Consider the following 18,126-nt stretch of genomic DNA (forward strand, 5'->3'; position numbering starts at 1 on the left):
GGACGATAAATCCGGCGTTTTTTTATGTGCGATGGTGTATCAGAAGTTTGCTTTGAACTGCACGCCATAGCTGCGTGGTTCATTGACGATACCTGTCAGATTGTTGAAGTCGATTGCGGCGATGACTTGTTGCTTATTGGTGATGTTACGGCCATAAGCTGCGAGTTCATATTTGCCATCGGCCCAGACGTAACCAACGCGCAGACCACCTTCCAGCATAGACTTTGCTTTGTACTCTTTTGCTTCGTACAGGAACATGTTGTAGCTGTCTTTGTAAGCCCAGTCCGTATTCGCATACAGAGTACCGGCACCGATTTGCGTCGAATATTTCAACGAGAAATTACCTACCCATTTAGGCGCACGTGGCAACGGGTTGCCGCCGATTAAAACTGTACCGGCGACAGGGCCTTTCGTATTTGTTACAGTACAACCGTTGCCACATGGAGCGACGAACAGTTTGTCATCTTTGATTTCAGTATCGTTATAGCTGACACCTACCGTCGTTTTCCAGTTGCGGTTCAGATTTGCTTGTAAATCCAGTTCGAAACCCTGACCAACGGCTTTATCTGCGTTAACCAGTTTGTTTTGATTGACGCTGCCGCTACCAGCAGTGAGCTGCAAATCTTTTGCTGTGTAATGGAATACTGTCGCGCTCACACGAGCCGTATTGTCCAGAATATCCTTTTTGATACCTGCTTCGAATGACAAATTCTTTTCAGACTGTGCTACTGAGCGGGTATCAGCAAACAAAATGCGACCCTGAATACTTGGTGCACGGTAGCCAGTTGCAACGCGAGCAAACAAGTTTGTTGATTTATCCAATGCATAGTTGCCGCTCAAATCCCAGGTGATGTTGCTTGCGCTAGGATTCTCCGTCAGGATGGATGTGCCACCAGCACTGATCGCTTTGCCTGGCGTCCATTGGCGTTGTGCATCAAAGTCTTTATTGTCTTTGGTGTAACGCATACCTGCACGGACTTTGAATTGATCGCTCACTGCATAGTTGAGTGAGCCAAACGCTGCATAGGACTTTGCATTCTGGTGCTGTACAGCGTAGCCGTCTAGCACGTTACCGCCCAAAGTATTGTAGTCAAAACTATCAACCTGGATTTTTTCATTGAAGTAGTACAGGCCAGCGATCCATTGCAGAGGATCTTTGGTATTGGACTCGACACGCACCTCTTGCGTGATCTGGCGCAGGTATGGCAAGCCATCCGCTGTTTCGGATGGGAACGGAATAAATCCTGGGCCAGAGGTTGCGCCTACGCCATAGCCACCATCAACGTCAGCTCGGCTATAGAATTTTGCTTTGTCGTACGCCGTGATGGAGTAAACGCTCATGCCCGGCAAATCCCAGCGCAGACGCAGGCTGGCACCGGAGGAGGTCAGGGTTTGGGTGTTCAAACCATCGGTAGGGTAGGTTCCGTAATCAAAGCTAGGCACCAGATTATTCGTGCCTTTCTGGATGATATTGGCGCGGAATAAGGTCGCGTTACCAGACATGTCGCGACCATGTAAATTGATCAGAGCGCTGAAGTCAGATGTTTTGTAAGAGAACTGCAGGCGCGCAGCATTGTCGCGGTAGCCTTCCAGATTTTTTTCACCGGTAGAACGTGGATTGGTCACGCGGTCATCACGGCTTTGCGCCTGACCTGAGAAGCGCATCGCCCATTCTTTGCTGAGCGGCACGTTGATGGCACCTTCCAGATTCACTGCATTATTGTTGCCGTAACCGAGGCTGCCATAACCTTCAAAGCGGTTCGTTGGTTTTGCTGAGTCGAATTTCAGCACGCCAGCTGGCGAGTTGCGACCAAACAGTGTGCCTTGCGGGCCGCGTAAAATTTCAACCTGATCGACGTCAAAAACCGGGAAGCCTTTGAGAATAGGGCTCTCTTGTACGACATCATCAAAAATAAGCCCGACAGGTTGCGACGCATTCAGATCGAAATCAGTGTTACCCAGGCCACGGATATAAAACCGTGGAAAAGACCGACCGAAATCGGATTCGATATTCAGACTGGGCACGCGCGCTGAAAGGAAGCGGATATCCTGACCGCTGGCGTTATAAGTATCAAGCGCCTCGCCTTTAATGGCGGAAATGGACATCGGCACTTCTTTGATGTTTTCAGCGCGGCGGTTTGCGGTGACGATGACTGTTTCCAGTTTCGTTGTATCGTTGCTTGCTTCCTGCGCCCATGCAGACTGCATAGGAAACGCAGATGCGATTGCTAATGCAATCAGACTGCGAGCTTGTACTTTCAGTACGGAATGAGAAGATAACTTTTGCATGAAGGGAGTCCCCGTAGTGGTTGATCAGTGACCAGATTGAGTGCATTAATGAGCCAGAAGTGTGCGTAGCGACGATGGTGTTCTTTGTTTGATCGTCGCTGCGCAAACGTTTGCTTGCGGCTGCAATTAGTTATCTCTTTTGATGTAAATCAAGTCAAGTGTTAACTCTTTTATGACAAAAATAAGTTTAGATATGAGCGAAATCGTGTGGTGAATTTCAAACAGTCGGGCACTCCGCGATCAGCATCCTCAGTTTTCAGCATTTGCTGAGTCCGATGGCGCGATTTTTACGATGAGGCGATTTTGCACTGTAAAGCAGCATCGCTGGTTGAACCGCAAATCAAGCAGCTGACGTGTTGGCGGCGTCGTGTGGTAGCGCCATTCTGATTCGTATTGCTGATTGTTATTGTCCGTAGCAGAAGTGGATTCCGCTACAATCACGCCTGAATTTTTTGAGGCTGCCATGAATAAACAATTTGATGTTGCTGTAATCGGTGCCGGCGCGGCAGGAATGATGTGTGCGGCGGTGGCCGGGCAGCGTGGCAAACGTGTTGTGTTGATTGATCATGCCAGCCGTCTCGCGGAAAAAATCCGTATTTCTGGCGGCGGCCGTTGTAATTTCACGAATCTGTATGCCAGCCCCGTCAATTTTTTGTCAGAGAATCCGCATTTCTGTAAAAGTGCTTTGTCGCGCTACACCCCGCAGGATTTTTTGTCTCTGATGAAGCGCCACAACATCGCCTGGCACGAAAAACACAAAGGCCAGTTATTTTGTGACGATAGTGCCGAAGACATCATTCGCATGCTGAAGGCGGAATGTGATCTGGGTAAGGTGCAGTGGCGCATGTCTTGTGCTGTCACTGATGTGCAAACGGCAGATGCTGGCTTTGTCGTGCAGACGTCGCAAGGCGACATCATGGCGGCGCAGGTCGTCGTTGCAACGGGTGGGCTATCGATTCCTAAGATTGGTGCGACCGATTTCTCACACAAGATTGCACGTCAGTTTGGTTTGAAAATCATAGAGACCAGACCCGCTTTGGTGCCATTGACGTTTGATGCGGCTGCGTGGGAACCGTTTGTGCCGTTGTCAGGCATTTCTCTTGAGGTCGATATTGAGACCGGCGACAAGAAGAACAAAGTGCTGTTCCGTGAAGATTTGCTGTTCACGCACCGGGGCTTGTCGGGGCCGGGCGTATTGCAGATTTCAAGTTACTGGCAACCGGGTACGCCTATCCGGATTAATCTGTTGCCGGAAATCGATCTGGCAGAAGATTTGATCGCGGCTAAAACGACGACAAAAAAGAATCTGGCAAATTATTTGTCACAATATTTACCGGTACGCCTGATTGATGGCCTGCTGACGGCGCATGCGTTCGATGGCAATCTAAAAATCGCGGATATGCAGGATAAGCGTTTGCGTTTGCTGGCCGAAAAAATCAATCGCTGGGAACTGATTCCTAATGGTTCTGAAGGTTATCGCAAGGCTGAAGTGACGCGTGGCGGAGTGGATACGCGAGAGTTGTCGCAGCAGAGCATGATGGCAAACAAAGTTCCCGGACTGTATTTTATTGGTGAGGCGGTGGATGTCACTGGCTGGCTGGGAGGTTATAACTTCCAATGGGCATGGGCTTCGGGTAGCGCTGCCGGAATGGCAGTGTGATCCGGTTTGCCCAATCTGAAGTAGCGAGAGCAGAGGCAATCTGGAGAGGCTAAATATACTGGGGGGAGTATATTTTAAACCCCAGATTTAACGCGGACATTTATTCGTTTTTGCCGGATACTCCCCATTTTTCTTAAAAAATATGGCTTGAGGTGTTGACTTCTTGTTGTTTTTTGCTAGGGTGAGGCAAGTTTTTTGCGTAAGATTTAATCATCGTCCTTCCCATATCTGCAAAAGCCTGCTAATATCTCGTTCTTCTATAAATCTTTCATTGGTTTGAACTTACATGACCACAATTCGCCTTAAAGAAAACGAGCCGTTCGAAGTCGCCATGCGCCGCTTCAAGCGCACTATCGAAAAGACCGGTCTGTTGACCGAATTGCGCGCTCGCGAGTTCTACGAGAAGCCAACTGCAGAGCGTAAGCGTAAGCTGGCAGCAGCAGTTAAGCGTCACTACAAACGTATTCGTAGTCAGCAATTGCCTAAGAAAATGTATTAATTCCGATTTAGTGTCTGGCGTAGTCAGATACTTTCGGTATTGCATTGCCTAGGTATTGCATGCCCGCTCCGGTCAGCCGCAGCGGGCTTTATTATTTTTATCTGATTCAGTTACTCAGGGGTAAGTCATGAGCTTAAAAGAGCAAATCACCGATGATATGAAAGCCGCGATGCGTGCCAAGGAAGCTGGCAAGCTCGGGACTATCCGTTTGTTGACGGCAGCAATGAAGCAAAAAGAAGTCGATGAGCGCGTTGAGTTGGATGACGGCATGATCCTCGCCATTATTGAAAAAATGATCAAGCAGCGTAAAGATTCGATTCAGCAATTCGAAGCGGGTGGCCGCCAGGATCTGGCCGATATCGAAAAAGCGGAATTGGCTGTGCTGTCGACCTATATGCCAGCAGCTTTGTCTGATGAGGAAGTTCAGGCGGCGGTTGTTGCTGCTGTTGCCGAGACTGGCGCTGCAGGTCCGCAGGATATGCGTAAAGTAATTGACGTGTTAAAAGTGAAGCTCGCCGGCCGCGCAGATATGGGAAAAGTATCCGGCTTGGTGAAAGCCGCTTTGAGCCGTTAATTTTGTATTTTATTTGTCAATCGCGGCGGTTGAAAAACCGGTAAGCAGACTTGATTCCACAAAGTTTTATTCAGGATTTACTCGCCCGCGTTGACATTGTTGACGTGGTGGGTAAATACGTCCAGCTGAAAAAAGGTGGCGCAAACTATATGGGTTTGTGTCCCTTTCATAATGAAAAATCCCCCAGTTTTACCGTAAGCCCGACCAAGCAGTTTTATCACTGCTTTGGTTGCGGTGCGCATGGCAGCTCCATCGGGTTTTTGATGGAATACTCAGGTTTGAGTTTTGTCGATGCCATTCGTGATCTGGCGCAAAGCAATGGCATGGTCGTTCCTGAAGAAGATCGCATGCTGCCAGCGCAACGGGCGGAGGTGCAGGCTAAAAGTCTGGCCTTGTCAGAAGTCATGACCAAGGCCGGGGAGTATTACAAGCAACAGTTGCGCTCGGCGCCGCCAGCGATTGCGTATTTGAAAAAGCGTGGTCTGACCGGGGAGATTGCCGCTCGTTTCGGTTTGGGTTTTGCGCCGGATGCGTGGGATGGTTTGCGTTCTGTCTTTGCGGACTATCAGGCACCTGAGCTGGTTGAGGCTGGGCTGGTCATCGATAAAAGCGACGAAGAAGGTGGTGGACGCAAGCGCTATGACCGTTTCCGCGATCGCGTGATGTTCCCGATTCGCAATACGAAGGGGCAGATCATCGGTTTTGGCGGGCGCATTATGGAGCAGGGCGAGCCTAAGTATCTGAACTCCCCTGAAACGCCGCTATTCCAGAAGGGCTACGAACTCTACGGTTTATTTGAAGCGCGCCAGGCGATTCGGGATGCAGGTTATGTGCTGGTCACTGAAGGCTATATGGATGTCGTTGCGCTGGCGCAAATGGGTTTTCCGCAAGCCGTTGCGACGCTGGGAACGGCTTGTACGCCAACTCACGTACAAAAATTGTTGCGGCAGACAGATCATGTTGTATTTAGCTTCGATGGTGATACTGCCGGCCGCCGTGCTGCCCGGCGTGCACTCGATGCCTGCTTACCTCATGCGAATGACGATAAATTTATTAAGTTTCTGTTTTTGCCTGCCGAGCATGATCCTGATAGCTTTATCCGTGAATTCGGCGCGGACGCGTTTGAGCAGCAAGTACATGAGGCGATGCCGTTGTCCCAGTTTTTCATGCGGGAGATGATCGCTGATCATGATCTCAATTCGGCAGAGGGGCGCGCAAAAACGCAGTTTGACGCTAAACCCTTGCTGCAAACGATGCAGCCTTCTGGGTTGCGTTTGCAAATGGTGCGCAATCTGGCGCAGGTGACGCAGACGACTCCCGCCGAGATAGAGGCTTTGTTTGAGCTTTCCCAGCCAGTTGCCCGTCAGAAGCTTGCTCCGCCACGGTCGAAACGCAGTGCGCCGGTTGGCCTTGAGCGCCAGATTATGCGGATACTCGTGGCTTATCCAGCCTTAGCGCTAATGCTCGACGACGTTGCTCTTGCTGAGGCGGCATTGTTGGCGCCGGATGGCGCAGAGATGTTGATGCAGTTAGTCGGTATTGCGAAAGAGATGGGCGAGGGGGCGCAATTTGCAGCGCTGGCTGAGCGATTGCGTGTCGTTAGTTCCGATTTCGATGGCTTGATCGCGGAAGTGGCAGGCCAGACCGATGCTGATGCCGAATTGGTCAGGCTGGAATTGCTTGGTGCCATTCGACAGATTCGCTCTCAGGCGCTCAAATATGAAGCAGAAAGATTGGTGGCATCCGGTTTGCGCACTGAAGTAGAAAAGGCGCGCTGGCGTGAAATTATGCAGTTGCAGGAAGATTTGCGCAAAGAGGCTGCCGCAGAAGCTGGAAGCCGCCAATAAACTCACTACAGTTTTTATTGATTAATTTGTAATTTTTTCGTCTGAATTTGTTCCGGGTATGTCCGTGACGATGAATGGTTTGCCTATTTTTTTATCAATTTAGTTGTCGTTACTCTGGCTTTGGGCTAGAGAATGTGACGCTCGCGTGGTATAATTAAAGGCTTACGATTCAAGGTCTTAGGTTGTTTCATTTTGCGTAAAATCATTTGATTGTCGCAAAATGTGTTGTTTAGGTGAGCGTAATGCTCCTCCGAGTAACCCAAAACACTGGCGCTGAGACTCGGGAAGTCTGAAGCAAAAATGGTTTGCTCCGCATACAGATCGTCTGGTCTGATGCAGGAGTATGTCTTTTTTGCAGAATATGTCAGCAGGCGACTTCCTCAGTTCCGGATGGTTTGATTCAATGGCTAGCGCAATGAAGAAACCCTCGAAAACCCTGATGCCTACAACGGTTAAAAAAACTACGGCAAAGGCATCTAAAAATGCAGGTGTCAGCACCGCAGCAAAAACGGTGAGTAAGGCAGTTGTAGCCAAAACAAAAACTACCAGCCCGAAAGCGCCGTCCAAAGCCATTAGTAAGCCCGTCGCTGCCAAAGCACCGAAAGTAGTCGCGCCAGTTAAGGCTGTCGCAAAAGCAAAGGCTGCAGTAACTGTTAGTGTGGCGGGTAAAAAAACGGGGGCAAAAGATATCAAAGCGCCTAAAGTAAGTAAAGCGACAGCGTCCGCGCCGGCAGTCAAAAAGACGGTATCAAAGTCGGTTGCTGCAAAAACAGATATAAAGAAATCAGTTAGCGTCCCATCTAAAAAAACGACTGTGAAAACGACTGTAAAGCAGGTTGCAGTCAAGGCGCCACCGAAAGCAAAAAAAATTGATGAGAAGCTGGCGGAAGGTGCAGTTCATCAGGCTGAAGGTAAGCAAAAGCGAGTGACAACGGAGTCGTCCCGAGCTAAATCAGTACCATCCGCAACATCGAAAGCTTCCGTGACAACTAACAAAACCGATTCAAAGATAGTGACCAAACCTACCAAGAAATCAGCGAAAGCTGCTGCACCTGAAGTTCAGGAAATCAAGACCGGATCTGCGCCTACCGTCAGTCAGACTACAGACGCTGCCGTACTTGCTGCTATCGATACGTCCGGCTATGTTTTGCCCGGAGTAAAGGTGCCTGGACGCCGTGGCCGCAAACCAAAAGAATACCAGCCGGAAAACGAAGAAATTGCAGCATTGAATGCGGTTGAACGCGCGGAAATGAAGGCAATCGATAAGGCGAAGGCAAAAGATCGCAAAGCAAAAGAGAAAGCGTTATTGAAGGACGCGTTTTCCTCTGACCCAGAGGCGACAGAGGAAGAGCTCGAACGTCGTCGTCAGAAACTGAAAACACTGATTAAGCTTGGTAAAGATCGCGGCTATCTGACATTTGCCGAGATTAACGATCACTTGCCAGAAAATGTTGTTGATCCTGAAGCGATCGAAGGCATCATCAGTACCTTTAACGACATGGGTGTTGCAGTTTATGAGCGCGCCCCTGATGCTGAAACATTGTTGTTATCCGATAACGTCGTTACTGTCACGACGGATGATGATGAAGTGGAAGCGGCAGCCGAGGCTGCATTGTCAACTGTTGATTCTGATTTCGGGCGCACTACCGATCCGGTTCGCATGTATATGCGTGAAATGGGCTCGGTTGAATTGTTGACTCGCGAAGGCGAGATCGTTATTGCGAAGAAGATTGAAGAAGGCCTGAAGGATATGATTCAGGCGATTTCAGCATGTCCTACGACAATCGCAGAAATTCTGGCAGCGGCCGACAGAATTGCCGCAGACGAAATAAAAATCGATGAAATCGTCGATGGTCTGGTCGATCCAAACGCGACCGAAGACGCGCCTCCTGCACCAGCTGTCGTTGCTGCCGCAGAAGAATCTGATGAAGATGAGGACGAGGAAGAAGATGAAGAGGAAGAAGATGAGGATGGCGGTGCCGCTGCCGCTGCCGCAATATCTTCTGAACAGTTAGAGCAAATGAAGCGTGATGCGCTCGCCAAGTTTGAAATCATTGCTTCTAATTTTGAAAAAATGCGCAAGTCTTATGAGAAAGAAGGCTATAACTCTAAGACTTACGTCAAAGCTCAGGAAGCTATTTCGAATGAGCTGCTTGGCATTCGTTTTACTGCCAAAGTAGTTGAAAAGCTTTGCGATACTTTGCGTGGACAGGTTGACGAAGTTCGTCATATTGAAAAACAAATTCTGGATGTGGCAGTGAACCGTTGTGGTATGCCACGTTCGCATTTCATTAAAGTTTTCCCCGGCAATGAAACCAATCTGAGCTGGGTTGAGGGCGAAGTGAATGCAGGGCACTCCTATAGCGCGATTCTTGGACGCAATGTCCCTGCGGTTCAACAATTGCAACAGAAATTGATTGATTTGCAGGCGCGTGTGGTATTGCCATTGCCTGATCTGCGTGGCATCAATAAAAAGATGTCGGCTGGTGAGATGAAGGCGCGTAAAGCAAAGCGTGAAATGACTGAAGCAAACTTGCGTCTGGTCATTTCTATCGCGAAGAAATACACCAATCGTGGCTTGCAATTCCTGGACTTGATTCAGGAAGGTAATATCGGTCTGATGAAGGCCGTGGATAAGTTTGAATATCGCCGTGGTTACAAGTTTTCCACTTATGCGACATGGTGGATACGTCAGGCGATTACCCGCTCGATTGCCGATCAGGCGCGTACGATTCGTATTCCTGTGCATATGATAGAGACGATTAACAAAATGAATCGTATCTCGCGTCAGATTTTGCAAGAGACAGGTGCTGAGCCAGATCCGGCAACGTTAGCGATCAAGATGGAAATGCCGGAAGATAAAATCCGCAAGATCATGAAGATCGCGAAAGAGCCGATTTCGATGGAAACACCGATCGGTGACGACGATGATTCTCATCTTGGCGATTTCATTGAGGATAATCACACGCTGGCGCCGGCAGATGCAGCTCTGCACGCATCCATGCGCAATGTCGTTAAAGATGTGCTGGATTCTCTGACGCCACGTGAGGCGAAAGTATTGCGTATGCGTTTTGGTGTTGAAATGTCGACTGACCATACTTTAGAAGAGGTTGGTAAACAGTTTGACGTGACACGTGAACGGATTCGTCAGATAGAAGCAAAAGCATTGCGTAAGTTACGTCACCCATCACGTTCAGATAAGCTGAAGAGCTTCCTTGAAGGTAATTAATGTTATATAATTGGCGCTGATTTTTTTCAGCGCCCGTTAATATATTGAGCTGAGTTTTCAGCGCAATGTTTTGCAGGCGGCAGCATCGGGCTTTTCCTGCAAATCCTGAAGTGATTTCCAAACCTGGATTAACCTCAGATTACAGCAGGCAGAGCTTGCAGAAAGAATTGGGCCTCTAGCTCATGTTGGTTAGAGCAGCGGACTCATAATCCGTTGGTACCGTGTTCGACTCACGGGAGGCCCACCATTTACCATGACTGATATTAAGTCCATCCCCAATTCCCCTTCCGACCAGACTGAACACAAAGTGAAGTTTGAAGATTTCGGCTTATCTCCTGATATTCTGCGTGCTTTGACTGAGCAGGGTTACGTCCACCCTACGCCAATACAAGCGGAAGCAATTCCTGTTGTATTGCAAGGCAGGGATGTGATGGGCGCCGCACAAACGGGCACTGGTAAAACAGCAGGATTTTCTTTACCGATTATCCAGCGTTTGCTCGCTCATGCGAGTACCAGTGCCTCGCCGGCGCGCCACCCTGTCCGTGCTTTGATACTGACGCCAACGCGTGAGCTCGCGGATCAGGTTGCTGAGAACGTCAAGGCATACTCTCGCTTCACACCGTTACGTTCCACAGTTGTCTTTGGTGGCATGGATATGGCGCCACAAGTTGCCATGTTGCGTTCCGGCGTGGAAATCGTGATTGCAACACCGGGGCGTTTGCTCGATCACGTTCAGCAAAAGACGATTAATTTATCGCAGACACAAATTCTGGTGATGGATGAAGCTGATCGTATGCTTGATATGGGTTTTTTACCGGATCTGCAACGCATCATCAATCTGTTGCCTAAGCAGCGACAAAACCTGATGTTTTCAGCGACTTTTTCTCCTGAAATTAAAAAGCTGGCAGCCAGCTTTTTGAACGATCCACAGACGATAGAAGTGGCTCGTAGTAACGCAACATCCGACAACGTGACGCAGATTTTGTACAAGGTCGCGGAAGATGAGAAGCGCGATGCGGTTTCCTTCATTATTCGTGAGCGTGGTTTGAAGCAAGTGATTGTTTTCAGTAACACGAAAATCGGTGCGTCACGTCTCGCCGTCCATCTGGTTAAGCAAGGTGTGAAAGCGTCTGCGATTCATGGTGATAAATCGCAAAATGAACGTATGGTCGCGCTGGAAGATTTTAAACGCGGTGAAGTGGAAGTGCTGGTGGCGACGGATGTGGCTGCACGTGGTCTGGACATATCCGAAATGCCTTGCGTGATCAATTACGATCTTCCGTATAACGCCGAAGACTATGTTCACCGTATTGGCCGTACCGGGCGTGCTGGTGCTAAAGGTGACGCCATTTCTTTGTACACGGATCAGGACGAGCGCTTGCTCGTCGATATTGAGAAGCTGATCAAACAGAAAATTGTCAGATTGACTCTCGCTGGTTTTGTCCCTGTTACCCATCAAGTGGAGCGCAGTCGTCCGGCGCGCGATAAATCTGAACGTACTACCGAGCGTGCTGAGCGTAGCGAAAAGCCTGCGCGAGGTTATCAGCCGCCAAGAGAAAAAGTGGACCCGTGGTTCTTGAAGCCTTATGAGCCAGCTGTATCCTCTTCCCTGAAAACCGGTAGCTCTGCTAAAACCAGTGAAAATACCGACGTGAAGCCACAAAAACGTGCAGCTTTACTGGGTGGCATCCCTAAAGTCTGAACGCTCCTCAATGACAACTGAGGTCACGTATAGCGGATCTCAGTTGACGATTTCATTGTTGAAAAACTCAGACAGATGCTTTTTCATTAGCTTCCTGCTGGTGAGATTGCCAGACGAGGTTCGCGGCACACAAATCTTGCAGAGCTGTTCCTACTGACTTAAATACCGTCACTTCCTGTTCCGATCGACGGCCGGTATGTCTTCCAGAGCAGAGATCGGCAAGCTCGGCAACAATCGCTTCTTTCTTTAAGCTGCCACTTTGCAGCGCCTGCAGAATATCGCCGGCCTCTGCTAATGCTCCCGTGAACGTATCCACGAAGACGACAGACTTTGCCATCAGTTCATCGTCAACTTCCCGCATATCCGGTTTGAAACCGCCAACCAGGTCAAGATGCGTACCTGCTTGTATCCATTCTCCTTTGATGATGGCTTGTCTGCTTGTTGTTGCGCAGGTGATGATATCTACAGACATGCAGGATCCGGCGAGATCGCTGGTTACTTCAATCTTGATCCCCTTTGGTAAATCTGTGAAAGACATTAACGTCTGACGGCAACGTTCTGATTTTTCTGCAGAGCGGCCCCAGATCGTGATTTTATCGATCGGTCTGGTATGGCAATGTGCGAGTGCCATATGCGGTGCAAGACTGCCGTTGCCGACGAGAAGTAAATGACTGCTGTTTTTTCTGGATAAAAAACTGGAAGCGAGCGCCGATGCTGCTGCAGTTCGTTTTTGCGTTATTTCCTCACCATCCATGAAGGCCAGCGGTACGCCAGTGATCGAATCAAATAAAATGAATATCGCATGCACCGTCGGAGTGTCTATATTTTGTGGCGCAACCGTGACTAATTTCACACCAGTATGACCGGACGGATTCCATGCTGGCATCAAGAGCAAACTTGAGTTGGCCTGTTCCGATAGTTGATGTGCATGTCGTTTGGGGGTAATGATCTCTTGCTGAAAAGCTTCCCGTAACGCGTGTATTAGCTGCGGATATTGCAATGCCTGCCGTACTTTTTCTTTGCTTATAAATGGAATCATATAGATAGAATCACAAGAGACTTCTGGTAAGAATCAAATGCACATCATATCGAGTCGGCAAAGAAGAAGAGGTGAAAAATATGCATTCAGCCCATCTTCGTTTGCAGGCCAGTTTTCAGTTTTATTCCGCTTCAAAAATTTTTTCTATCGGCATTCCGAATAATTTTGCGATTGCAAAAGCGAGCGGCAAACTGGGATCGTATCTGCCTGTTTCTATGGCGTTAATCGTCTGCCTGGATACCTCCAGAAGATCGGCGAGTTGTGCCTGACTCCAATCTTTTTGAGATCGCAATTCCCTGAGCGAATTTTTCATGTTGATTTCTCTTTCCAGCAGCGCACTGCATCGGTTACTCCCCAGCCCGCCATCAGCAAGCCCCAGACAATAAACATGCTTAATTTAGGAAAACCTGCTGCTTCCATGAAGCCATAAGATAATGCGAAGACAGCAGTCATCGCTGCGGAAATGCCGACATTTTCTAATTGGCGACGTCTGATGTATTCATCCATACGGCGGAATTGTCTGATAATCGCCCAGATCATCATGATGGCTGGAATGACCGGCGCCAGAATAATCAGGGTACGGAGCGGCTGTGGTGTCATCTGATCGGCAAGGAAATTACTGAGAAATATGACGATAAAGTAAATAAAAAAAGCACCCAGTAACTCTTTGAAATACATGTAATTCGCTTGTTTTTCACGCATTATATTCTCCATGTAAAGTTTGTTTGACATGTGTAGGCAGAAAAATAGCCATTGCAAATGCAGGCTGTTTTACCTTACTTCTTGAATAATCTGAAATTGATGTATTGAAAAGTAAAGCATGCTTTACATACTAGCGTTAAAATAAATAATGTCAAGCTAACTTTACATCGATAAGAAAAATAATACCTGCACCGATTTTTTAAGGAAAAACCGGTGCAGGTAAGTTGTATTTGTTCTGATTCTGCCGCGCCAGGGTGATTTTCCCTGGCAAGCGCGATGTTATTACAATATGGTCAGTGTTATTTCAATGTTGCCGCGGGTTGCGTTCGAATAAGGGCAAACTTCATGCGCTTTATTGACCAGATCTTCAGCTAACTGACGATCCATTCCCGGTAACGAGATATTCAGTGCAACCTGAATACCAAAACCACCCTTGCCATTGGGGCCGATACCAACGTCCGCTTTGATTGAAAGATCTGCTGGCAATGCAGTCTTACTCGCCGCAGCGACGAACTTCAGTGCACCGATAAAACATGCAGAATAACCCGCAGCGAATAATTGTTCCGGATTCGTACCTGCGCCGCCCGCGCCGCCTAATTCTTTTGGCGTCGTGAGTTTAACATCCAGTTGATTATCACTGGAAACAGAGCGACCATCGCGGCCACCGGTAGAGGTTGCACTTGCTGTGTAAAGAACTTGCATAAGATTTCCCATTTAAATTGACTGCATGAAGAATATTTCCGCTACGACCCAATGAGTCGATGGAAGAATGATATTACACAATTTAATTGCGCGCAATGTAAATGGCGATTGTTTTTTTCTATGTACTCGATAAAGGAATTTTATTTTTCTGTGAGATTTGCTCTCAACTCTGAGAGTTGGCTGCGCAGTTGCGTCAGTGTTTTTTGGTCTTGTCCGCTGGCACAGAGGATTTTGAGTGGAATTTTTTTTGCTGCCTTTTTCAACTCTTTTCCACTGTTCGTGAGAATAATTCTGACCTGTCGTTCGTCAGCGTCGTCCCGCTGGCGTTCCAGCAATCCAGCTGCTTCCATGCGTTTCAACAGAGGCGTCAGTGTGCCAGAGTCAAGAAACAGGGCGCTTCCTATATCTTTAACGAGAATATGATCCTGTTCCCAAAGTACCAGCATGACCAGATACTGCGGATACGTCAGGCCGAGTTCTTCTAATAATGGTTTATAACTTTTGGTGAGTGCCAGCGACGCAGAGTACAGCGCAAAGCAAAACTGGTTATCAAGTGCCAGTAAGTCCGGTTCTTTTTTTACAGATTCGTTCATATGACACTCAAAAAAAATGGAAACTAAAAAGAAATAGTAATGGTTGCCTGACATGATAATCAAATTCGGTATCGCTTGTCTTTGATCTTCTGGTCTATCGGGCCTGAGTCTGCACGGTATAATGCAGGATTAATGAAAACCCGTATATGCAGAGGTAAGTTGTGACTTTTATCGAAAAATTAAATGCCGCCTGGGCTGAAAATCAATCTCTGCTTTGCGTTGGACTCGATCCTGATATCAGTCGTTTTCCGGCCGAGTTAGCCGGCAAACCTGATGCCATTTTTACTTTTTGCAAAGCGATGATCGATGCCACTGCCGATCTTACCTGCTCATTCAAACCGCAGATTGCTTATTTTGCCGCATTACGTGCAGAAGATCAGTTGGAAGCCCTTTGCCGCTATATCAAAACGACTTATCCCGCGATTCCCGTCATATTGGATGCAAAGCGGGGTGACATCGGTGCCACTGCCGAGCAATACGCACGCGAAGCATTTGAACGATATGCCGCCGATGCGGTGACCGTCAATCCTTATATGGGATTCGACTCTGTCGCACCGTATATGGAATGGAAAGATAAAGGCGCGATAGTTTTATGCCGCACATCAAACGCAGGCGGATCTGATTTGCAATTCCTGGACGTCGGTGGAGTGCCTCTGTATCAGCATGTTGCCAAACTGGTTGTAGAAAAGTGGAATACCAATGGGCAATGTGCACTGGTCGTTGGCGCGACCTTTCCTGATGAGTTGGCGCAGGTACGCAATATTGTCGGCGATATGCCATTGCTGGTGCCCGGCATTGGTGCGCAAGGCGGCGATATTGCTGCAACTGTCGCGGCAGGCAAAACAGCGAACGGAACAGGAATGATGATTAATTCGTCGCGCGCAATTCTGTACGCAAAAACTTCCGGTAATGAAACCTTTGCAGAAGCTGCCCGACGCGTCGCGATTGAAACTCGTGACGCGATTAATCAGCATCGAGCTTAACTGAAACAGTATTCATTTTTACCGTTAGTCATGACGCTAAAGAATTTGCTTTACGGAGCCGCGTCGTGTTTTTCTGACTGCAAAAATAATAATTACGCTGAATATTTTCAATAAAAGAAAAATACAAAAAAGACTGATTGCCAACGGGAGCACAGTGAATATCAGTGCGATGGCGATGCAAGCGATGAAAATGCTGTGCAGTGGCAAACTGGCAATCAGGTAAGCCGCTTTTTTGATCAGGTAAATAAATTCATGCAGGCTTTGGCGGAAAAATGCTGTCACTTCATCCAGATTTATTGAGTTCATCTTCTTTCCTCGGTTGTTTGTCTGAAGCAGAAAGATAGACTTAATTTCTTTGCTTTGCACACGAGCTGCGATGAACGGAATTATTCTGGGTTCAAATCAACAAAAAACGAGAATGACTGGTCGTTGTCGCCGACTGATTCACGGACAGGGAACGTGGTTCAAGTCGATCAATTCAATCTCGTTTTCAGGCGCTCATAGCCCGTGCGGCTGACTGGAATTTTTATACCACTGCGTAGCACGGCCACCTGAGTATCTTTACTCTGGCGTTCTATTCCTGTTAATGCCTTAATCTGCAAAAGATAAGAGCGATGGACTCTGACAAAACCGGCTGACGAAAGCTGTTCCTCGATATCCGACAGACTCTGCGTTTTCATCACTGTTCTGCCTTGTGCGTGAACCAGAATGTAGTCATCCTGCGCCTCGATAAAATCAATTTCCTCGAATGGCAGCACATGTACTTTCTCTCTGTCGCGTATCGTCAGGCGTTGCGATTGTTGCACACTTGATGTAATCAGTTGTTGCATACCGATTGGTGGTGAGGCGACAACCTTATCTTCCTGTACGAGCTTTTTGGCCTTCTGCAGTGCCTCATCAAAACGCTGTTGGGAAAATGGCTTTAAAAGATAATCTATTGCGTGTAAGTCAAAGGCCTTCACCGCATATTGGTCATACGCGGTCGTAAAGATAATGCCGGATTTTCTGCCGGTGGCATCTAATACTTCCAGCCCGGTTAATTCCGGCATTTGTATATCTAAAAAAATCAGATCGGGTTGATGCGCAAATATCGCATCAACTGCTTCAGTGCCAGTCTCAGATTCACTGATAACGATGATGTCCGGATGAGAGCGCAGATACTCCCGAATCAGGCGGCGGGCAAGTTCTTCATCATCAGCAATTAATACTCTCAGGGAATGATTCATATCGTGTCAGCTTGTCGTTTTAACTCTATTGGTAACGATATTTCTACAAAGAAGAGATTTTCCGTGCGAGACCAGTGCACCCGGGCACGATCACCATAAATCGTATTAAAGCGCTCGCGTAAATTTGTTAATCCCAGGCCGATACCGTTATCCGAGATGACTTTATCTGAAACGGGATTTTCTACCCGGATATGTAGCCATCCGTCTTGGGCGCAGATGCTGACGCTAATCAAGCCGCCTTTGGGTAATTGCCGTACGCCATGTTTGATCGCATTTTCAAATAAAGGTTGCAAACTCATAGGCGGTATTAATGCAAGATCAGTATGATCAACTTGTATATTGACTTGTAATTTCTGGCCGTAACGGATTTTTTCTACCGCCAGAAAATGCCCGCACAGATCAAGTTCTTCTCTGACAGTGATTGTTGTATGCTCAGACAAGGCCAGCGTTTTTCTGAAAAAATCTGCCAGCGAAATTGCCATGTTTCTGGCGCCAGCAGGATCAATGCTTGTCAGTGCACTGATGGAGTTGAGGCTGTTGAATAAAAAGTGAGGATCAATTTGTGTACGTAAAAGCTGTAATTCTGCATCACGGGCAAACAGGCGGGAAGCAGCCTCACGACGTTCCGCTGCTCGTAAATTATCAAAGCTAATAAGCACATCGTAAGCCAGCAGAGCAAGTAAATACAGTGCGAATCCGGTGGCGAGAATAATCGCTGCGAGCTGATTCGATATAACGAGTACCACTTCCTGACCAGTCACGGAAATGAGAGCCATATTCCAGATTTCGCATATTCCTAACAGCAGGAGGCCTGAAACCATCGCACTGCTGCCGAACATCAGAAACGTCAGGAAAACAGAACGTCTGGATAAAGGAAGTGTCCGGCAAATGTAATACGATGACGTCGCCACAAAACCGAAAATCAGTGACACTGGCAGAGCAAAAGTCAGGGCATAAATCCATTGGCACAATCCAGCGGAAACCAGGAGCCTGGAAAATAAAGCACCTGCTAACAGCCAGATTGCGACATACCAGATAAACCGGCGGAAATCGGACAGAATCGGATGCATGCGAGTTCTCG

Annotated in this window: 18 protein-coding genes and 1 tRNA gene; 8 read left to right on the forward strand and 11 right to left on the reverse strand. The window is 47.9% G+C overall.

Annotation, left to right across the window (positions count from 1 at the left end; translation table 11 throughout):
- Positions 1-39: 39 nt before the first annotated feature.
- Together H8K38_RS11635 and H8K38_RS11640 are read right to left on the reverse strand one after the other, a co-directional pair.
- A complete protein-coding gene (locus H8K38_RS11635) occupies positions 40-2,289 on the reverse strand; it encodes a TonB-dependent receptor (RefSeq protein ID WP_186885009.1) in 2,250 nt (749 codons plus the stop codon).
- 249 nt (positions 2,290-2,538) lie between these two features.
- On the reverse strand, positions 2,539-2,754 hold the full coding sequence (locus H8K38_RS11640; protein WP_186885010.1) for a hypothetical protein: 216 nt from the start codon (positions 2,752-2,754) through the stop codon (positions 2,539-2,541).
- Between H8K38_RS11640 and H8K38_RS11645 the strand changes: the two genes are divergently transcribed.
- The 4 genes from H8K38_RS11645 (at position 2,753) to dnaG (ending at position 6,869) form a co-directional block, all read left to right on the forward strand.
- Positions 2,753-3,949: an NAD(P)/FAD-dependent oxidoreductase gene (locus H8K38_RS11645; protein WP_186885011.1), complete on the forward strand. Its 1,197-nt coding sequence runs from the start codon at positions 2,753-2,755 to the stop codon at positions 3,947-3,949. The two genes, H8K38_RS11640 and H8K38_RS11645, sit on opposite strands and share 2 nt — an antisense overlap.
- Before the next feature lie 286 nt (positions 3,950-4,235).
- Positions 4,236-4,448, forward strand: a complete 213-nt coding sequence (gene rpsU, locus H8K38_RS11650) for a 30S ribosomal protein S21 (RefSeq protein ID WP_005877634.1) — start codon at positions 4,236-4,238, stop codon at positions 4,446-4,448.
- 127 nt (positions 4,449-4,575) lie between these two features.
- The gene (locus H8K38_RS11655; RefSeq protein ID WP_186885012.1) at positions 4,576-5,022 is read left to right on the forward strand and encodes a GatB/YqeY domain-containing protein; all 447 of its coding nucleotides are present in this window, start codon (positions 4,576-4,578) and stop codon (positions 5,020-5,022) included.
- Between the two features lie 50 nt (positions 5,023-5,072).
- Entirely contained in the window at positions 5,073-6,869 is a 1,797-nt protein-coding gene (dnaG, locus tag H8K38_RS11660; protein WP_186885013.1) for a DNA primase, read from the forward strand.
- A 177-nt stretch (positions 6,870-7,046) separates the two neighbouring features.
- Here the strand turns inward: dnaG and H8K38_RS18450 are convergent, their stop codons facing one another.
- Positions 7,047-7,715 carry a hypothetical protein gene (locus tag H8K38_RS18450; protein WP_186885014.1) on the reverse strand — a complete coding sequence of 223 codons (669 nt, stop codon included), beginning with the start codon at positions 7,713-7,715 and terminating at the stop codon, positions 7,047-7,049.
- Positions 7,716-7,878: 163 nt separating this feature from the next.
- Between H8K38_RS18450 and rpoD the strand changes: the two genes are divergently transcribed.
- From rpoD to H8K38_RS11680, 3 genes are all read left to right on the forward strand, one after another.
- Complete coding sequence (gene rpoD, locus H8K38_RS11670) at positions 7,879-10,098, forward strand: RNA polymerase sigma factor RpoD (RefSeq protein ID WP_370587097.1); 2,220 nt, start codon at positions 7,879-7,881, stop codon at positions 10,096-10,098.
- A gap of 169 nt (positions 10,099-10,267) precedes the next feature.
- A tRNA-Ile gene (locus tag H8K38_RS11675) sits at positions 10,268-10,345 on the forward strand.
- Between the two features lie 6 nt (positions 10,346-10,351).
- The gene (locus H8K38_RS11680; RefSeq protein ID WP_186885015.1) at positions 10,352-11,800 is read left to right on the forward strand and encodes a DEAD/DEAH box helicase; all 1,449 of its coding nucleotides are present in this window, start codon (positions 10,352-10,354) and stop codon (positions 11,798-11,800) included.
- A gap of 67 nt (positions 11,801-11,867) precedes the next feature.
- On the opposite strand, the gene H8K38_RS11685 is transcribed toward H8K38_RS11680, so the two are convergent.
- The 5 genes from H8K38_RS11685 to H8K38_RS11705 form a co-directional block, all read right to left on the reverse strand.
- On the reverse strand, positions 11,868-12,839 hold the full coding sequence (locus tag H8K38_RS11685; protein ID WP_186885016.1) for an ornithine cyclodeaminase family protein: 972 nt from the start codon (positions 12,837-12,839) through the stop codon (positions 11,868-11,870).
- 121 nt (positions 12,840-12,960) lie between these two features.
- Complete coding sequence (locus H8K38_RS11690; RefSeq protein ID WP_186885017.1) at positions 12,961-13,152, reverse strand: helix-turn-helix transcriptional regulator; 192 nt, start codon at positions 13,150-13,152, stop codon at positions 12,961-12,963.
- Positions 13,149-13,541 carry a hypothetical protein gene (locus tag H8K38_RS11695; protein WP_186885018.1) on the reverse strand — a complete coding sequence of 131 codons (393 nt, stop codon included), beginning with the start codon at positions 13,539-13,541 and terminating at the stop codon, positions 13,149-13,151. Before H8K38_RS11695 ends, H8K38_RS11690 begins: the two co-directional genes overlap by 4 nt.
- Before the next feature lie 282 nt (positions 13,542-13,823).
- Positions 13,824-14,243: an organic hydroperoxide resistance protein gene (locus H8K38_RS11700; RefSeq protein WP_186885019.1), complete on the reverse strand. Its 420-nt coding sequence runs from the start codon at positions 14,241-14,243 to the stop codon at positions 13,824-13,826.
- Positions 14,244-14,383: 140 nt separating this feature from the next.
- On the reverse strand, positions 14,384-14,836 hold the full coding sequence (locus tag H8K38_RS11705) for a MarR family winged helix-turn-helix transcriptional regulator (protein WP_186885020.1): 453 nt from the start codon (positions 14,834-14,836) through the stop codon (positions 14,384-14,386).
- A 161-nt stretch (positions 14,837-14,997) separates the two neighbouring features.
- Here H8K38_RS11705 and pyrF point away from each other — a divergent pair, with 161 nt between their 5' ends.
- The gene (gene pyrF / locus H8K38_RS11710) at positions 14,998-15,819 is read left to right on the forward strand and encodes an orotidine-5'-phosphate decarboxylase (RefSeq protein WP_186885021.1); all 822 of its coding nucleotides are present in this window, start codon (positions 14,998-15,000) and stop codon (positions 15,817-15,819) included.
- A 36-nt stretch (positions 15,820-15,855) separates the two neighbouring features.
- Here pyrF and H8K38_RS11715 read toward each other — a convergent pair whose 3' ends face one another.
- The 3 genes from H8K38_RS11715 to H8K38_RS11725 all read right to left on the reverse strand — a co-directional run bounded on the left by H8K38_RS11715 (position 15,856) and on the right by H8K38_RS11725 (position 18,115).
- On the reverse strand, positions 15,856-16,125 hold the full coding sequence (locus tag H8K38_RS11715; protein WP_186885022.1) for a hypothetical protein: 270 nt from the start codon (positions 16,123-16,125) through the stop codon (positions 15,856-15,858).
- Positions 16,126-16,292: 167 nt separating this feature from the next.
- Positions 16,293-17,045, reverse strand: coding sequence for a LytTR family DNA-binding domain-containing protein (locus tag H8K38_RS11720; RefSeq protein ID WP_255422940.1), 753 nt, complete (start codon positions 17,043-17,045; stop codon positions 16,293-16,295).
- Complete coding sequence (locus tag H8K38_RS11725; RefSeq protein ID WP_186885023.1) at positions 17,042-18,115, reverse strand: sensor histidine kinase; 1,074 nt, start codon at positions 18,113-18,115, stop codon at positions 17,042-17,044. The genes H8K38_RS11720 and H8K38_RS11725 overlap by 4 nt, the downstream gene beginning before the upstream one ends.
- Positions 18,116-18,126 lie beyond the last annotated feature (11 nt).

This window comes from Undibacterium sp. FT79W (genome assembly GCF_014284215.1).
GTDB lineage: Bacteria > Pseudomonadota > Gammaproteobacteria > Burkholderiales > Burkholderiaceae_D > Undibacterium > Undibacterium aquatile.

Excerpts from the sequence above, each read along its gene's own strand:
- H8K38_RS11635 (WP_186885009.1), bottom strand. The coding sequence starts at position 2,289 with ATGCAAAAGTTATCTTCTCATTCCGTACTGAAAGTACAAGCTCGCAGT.
- H8K38_RS11645 (WP_186885011.1), top strand. The coding sequence starts at position 2,753 with ATGAATAAACAATTTGATGTTGCTGTAATCGGTGCCGGCGCGGCAGGA.
- H8K38_RS11640 (WP_186885010.1), bottom strand. The coding sequence starts at position 2,754 with ATGGCAGCCTCAAAAAATTCAGGCGTGATTGTAGCGGAATCCACTTCT.
- rpsU (WP_005877634.1), top strand. The coding sequence starts at position 4,236 with ATGACCACAATTCGCCTTAAAGAAAACGAGCCGTTCGAAGTCGCCATG.
- H8K38_RS11655 (WP_186885012.1), top strand. The coding sequence starts at position 4,576 with ATGAGCTTAAAAGAGCAAATCACCGATGATATGAAAGCCGCGATGCGT.
- H8K38_RS11680 (WP_186885015.1), top strand. The coding sequence starts at position 10,352 with ATGACTGATATTAAGTCCATCCCCAATTCCCCTTCCGACCAGACTGAA.
- H8K38_RS11685 (WP_186885016.1), bottom strand. The coding sequence starts at position 12,839 with ATGATTCCATTTATAAGCAAAGAAAAAGTACGGCAGGCATTGCAATAT.
- H8K38_RS11690 (WP_186885017.1), bottom strand. The coding sequence starts at position 13,152 with ATGAAAAATTCGCTCAGGGAATTGCGATCTCAAAAAGATTGGAGTCAG.
- H8K38_RS11695 (WP_186885018.1), bottom strand. The coding sequence starts at position 13,541 with ATGCGTGAAAAACAAGCGAATTACATGTATTTCAAAGAGTTACTGGGT.
- H8K38_RS11700 (WP_186885019.1), bottom strand. The coding sequence starts at position 14,243 with ATGCAAGTTCTTTACACAGCAAGTGCAACCTCTACCGGTGGCCGCGAT.
- H8K38_RS11705 (WP_186885020.1), bottom strand. The coding sequence starts at position 14,836 with ATGAACGAATCTGTAAAAAAAGAACCGGACTTACTGGCACTTGATAAC.
- H8K38_RS11715 (WP_186885022.1), bottom strand. The coding sequence starts at position 16,125 with ATGAACTCAATAAATCTGGATGAAGTGACAGCATTTTTCCGCCAAAGC.
- H8K38_RS11720 (WP_255422940.1), bottom strand. The coding sequence starts at position 17,045 with ATGAATCATTCCCTGAGAGTATTAATTGCTGATGATGAAGAACTTGCC.
- H8K38_RS11725 (WP_186885023.1), bottom strand. The coding sequence starts at position 18,115 with ATGCATCCGATTCTGTCCGATTTCCGCCGGTTTATCTGGTATGTCGCA.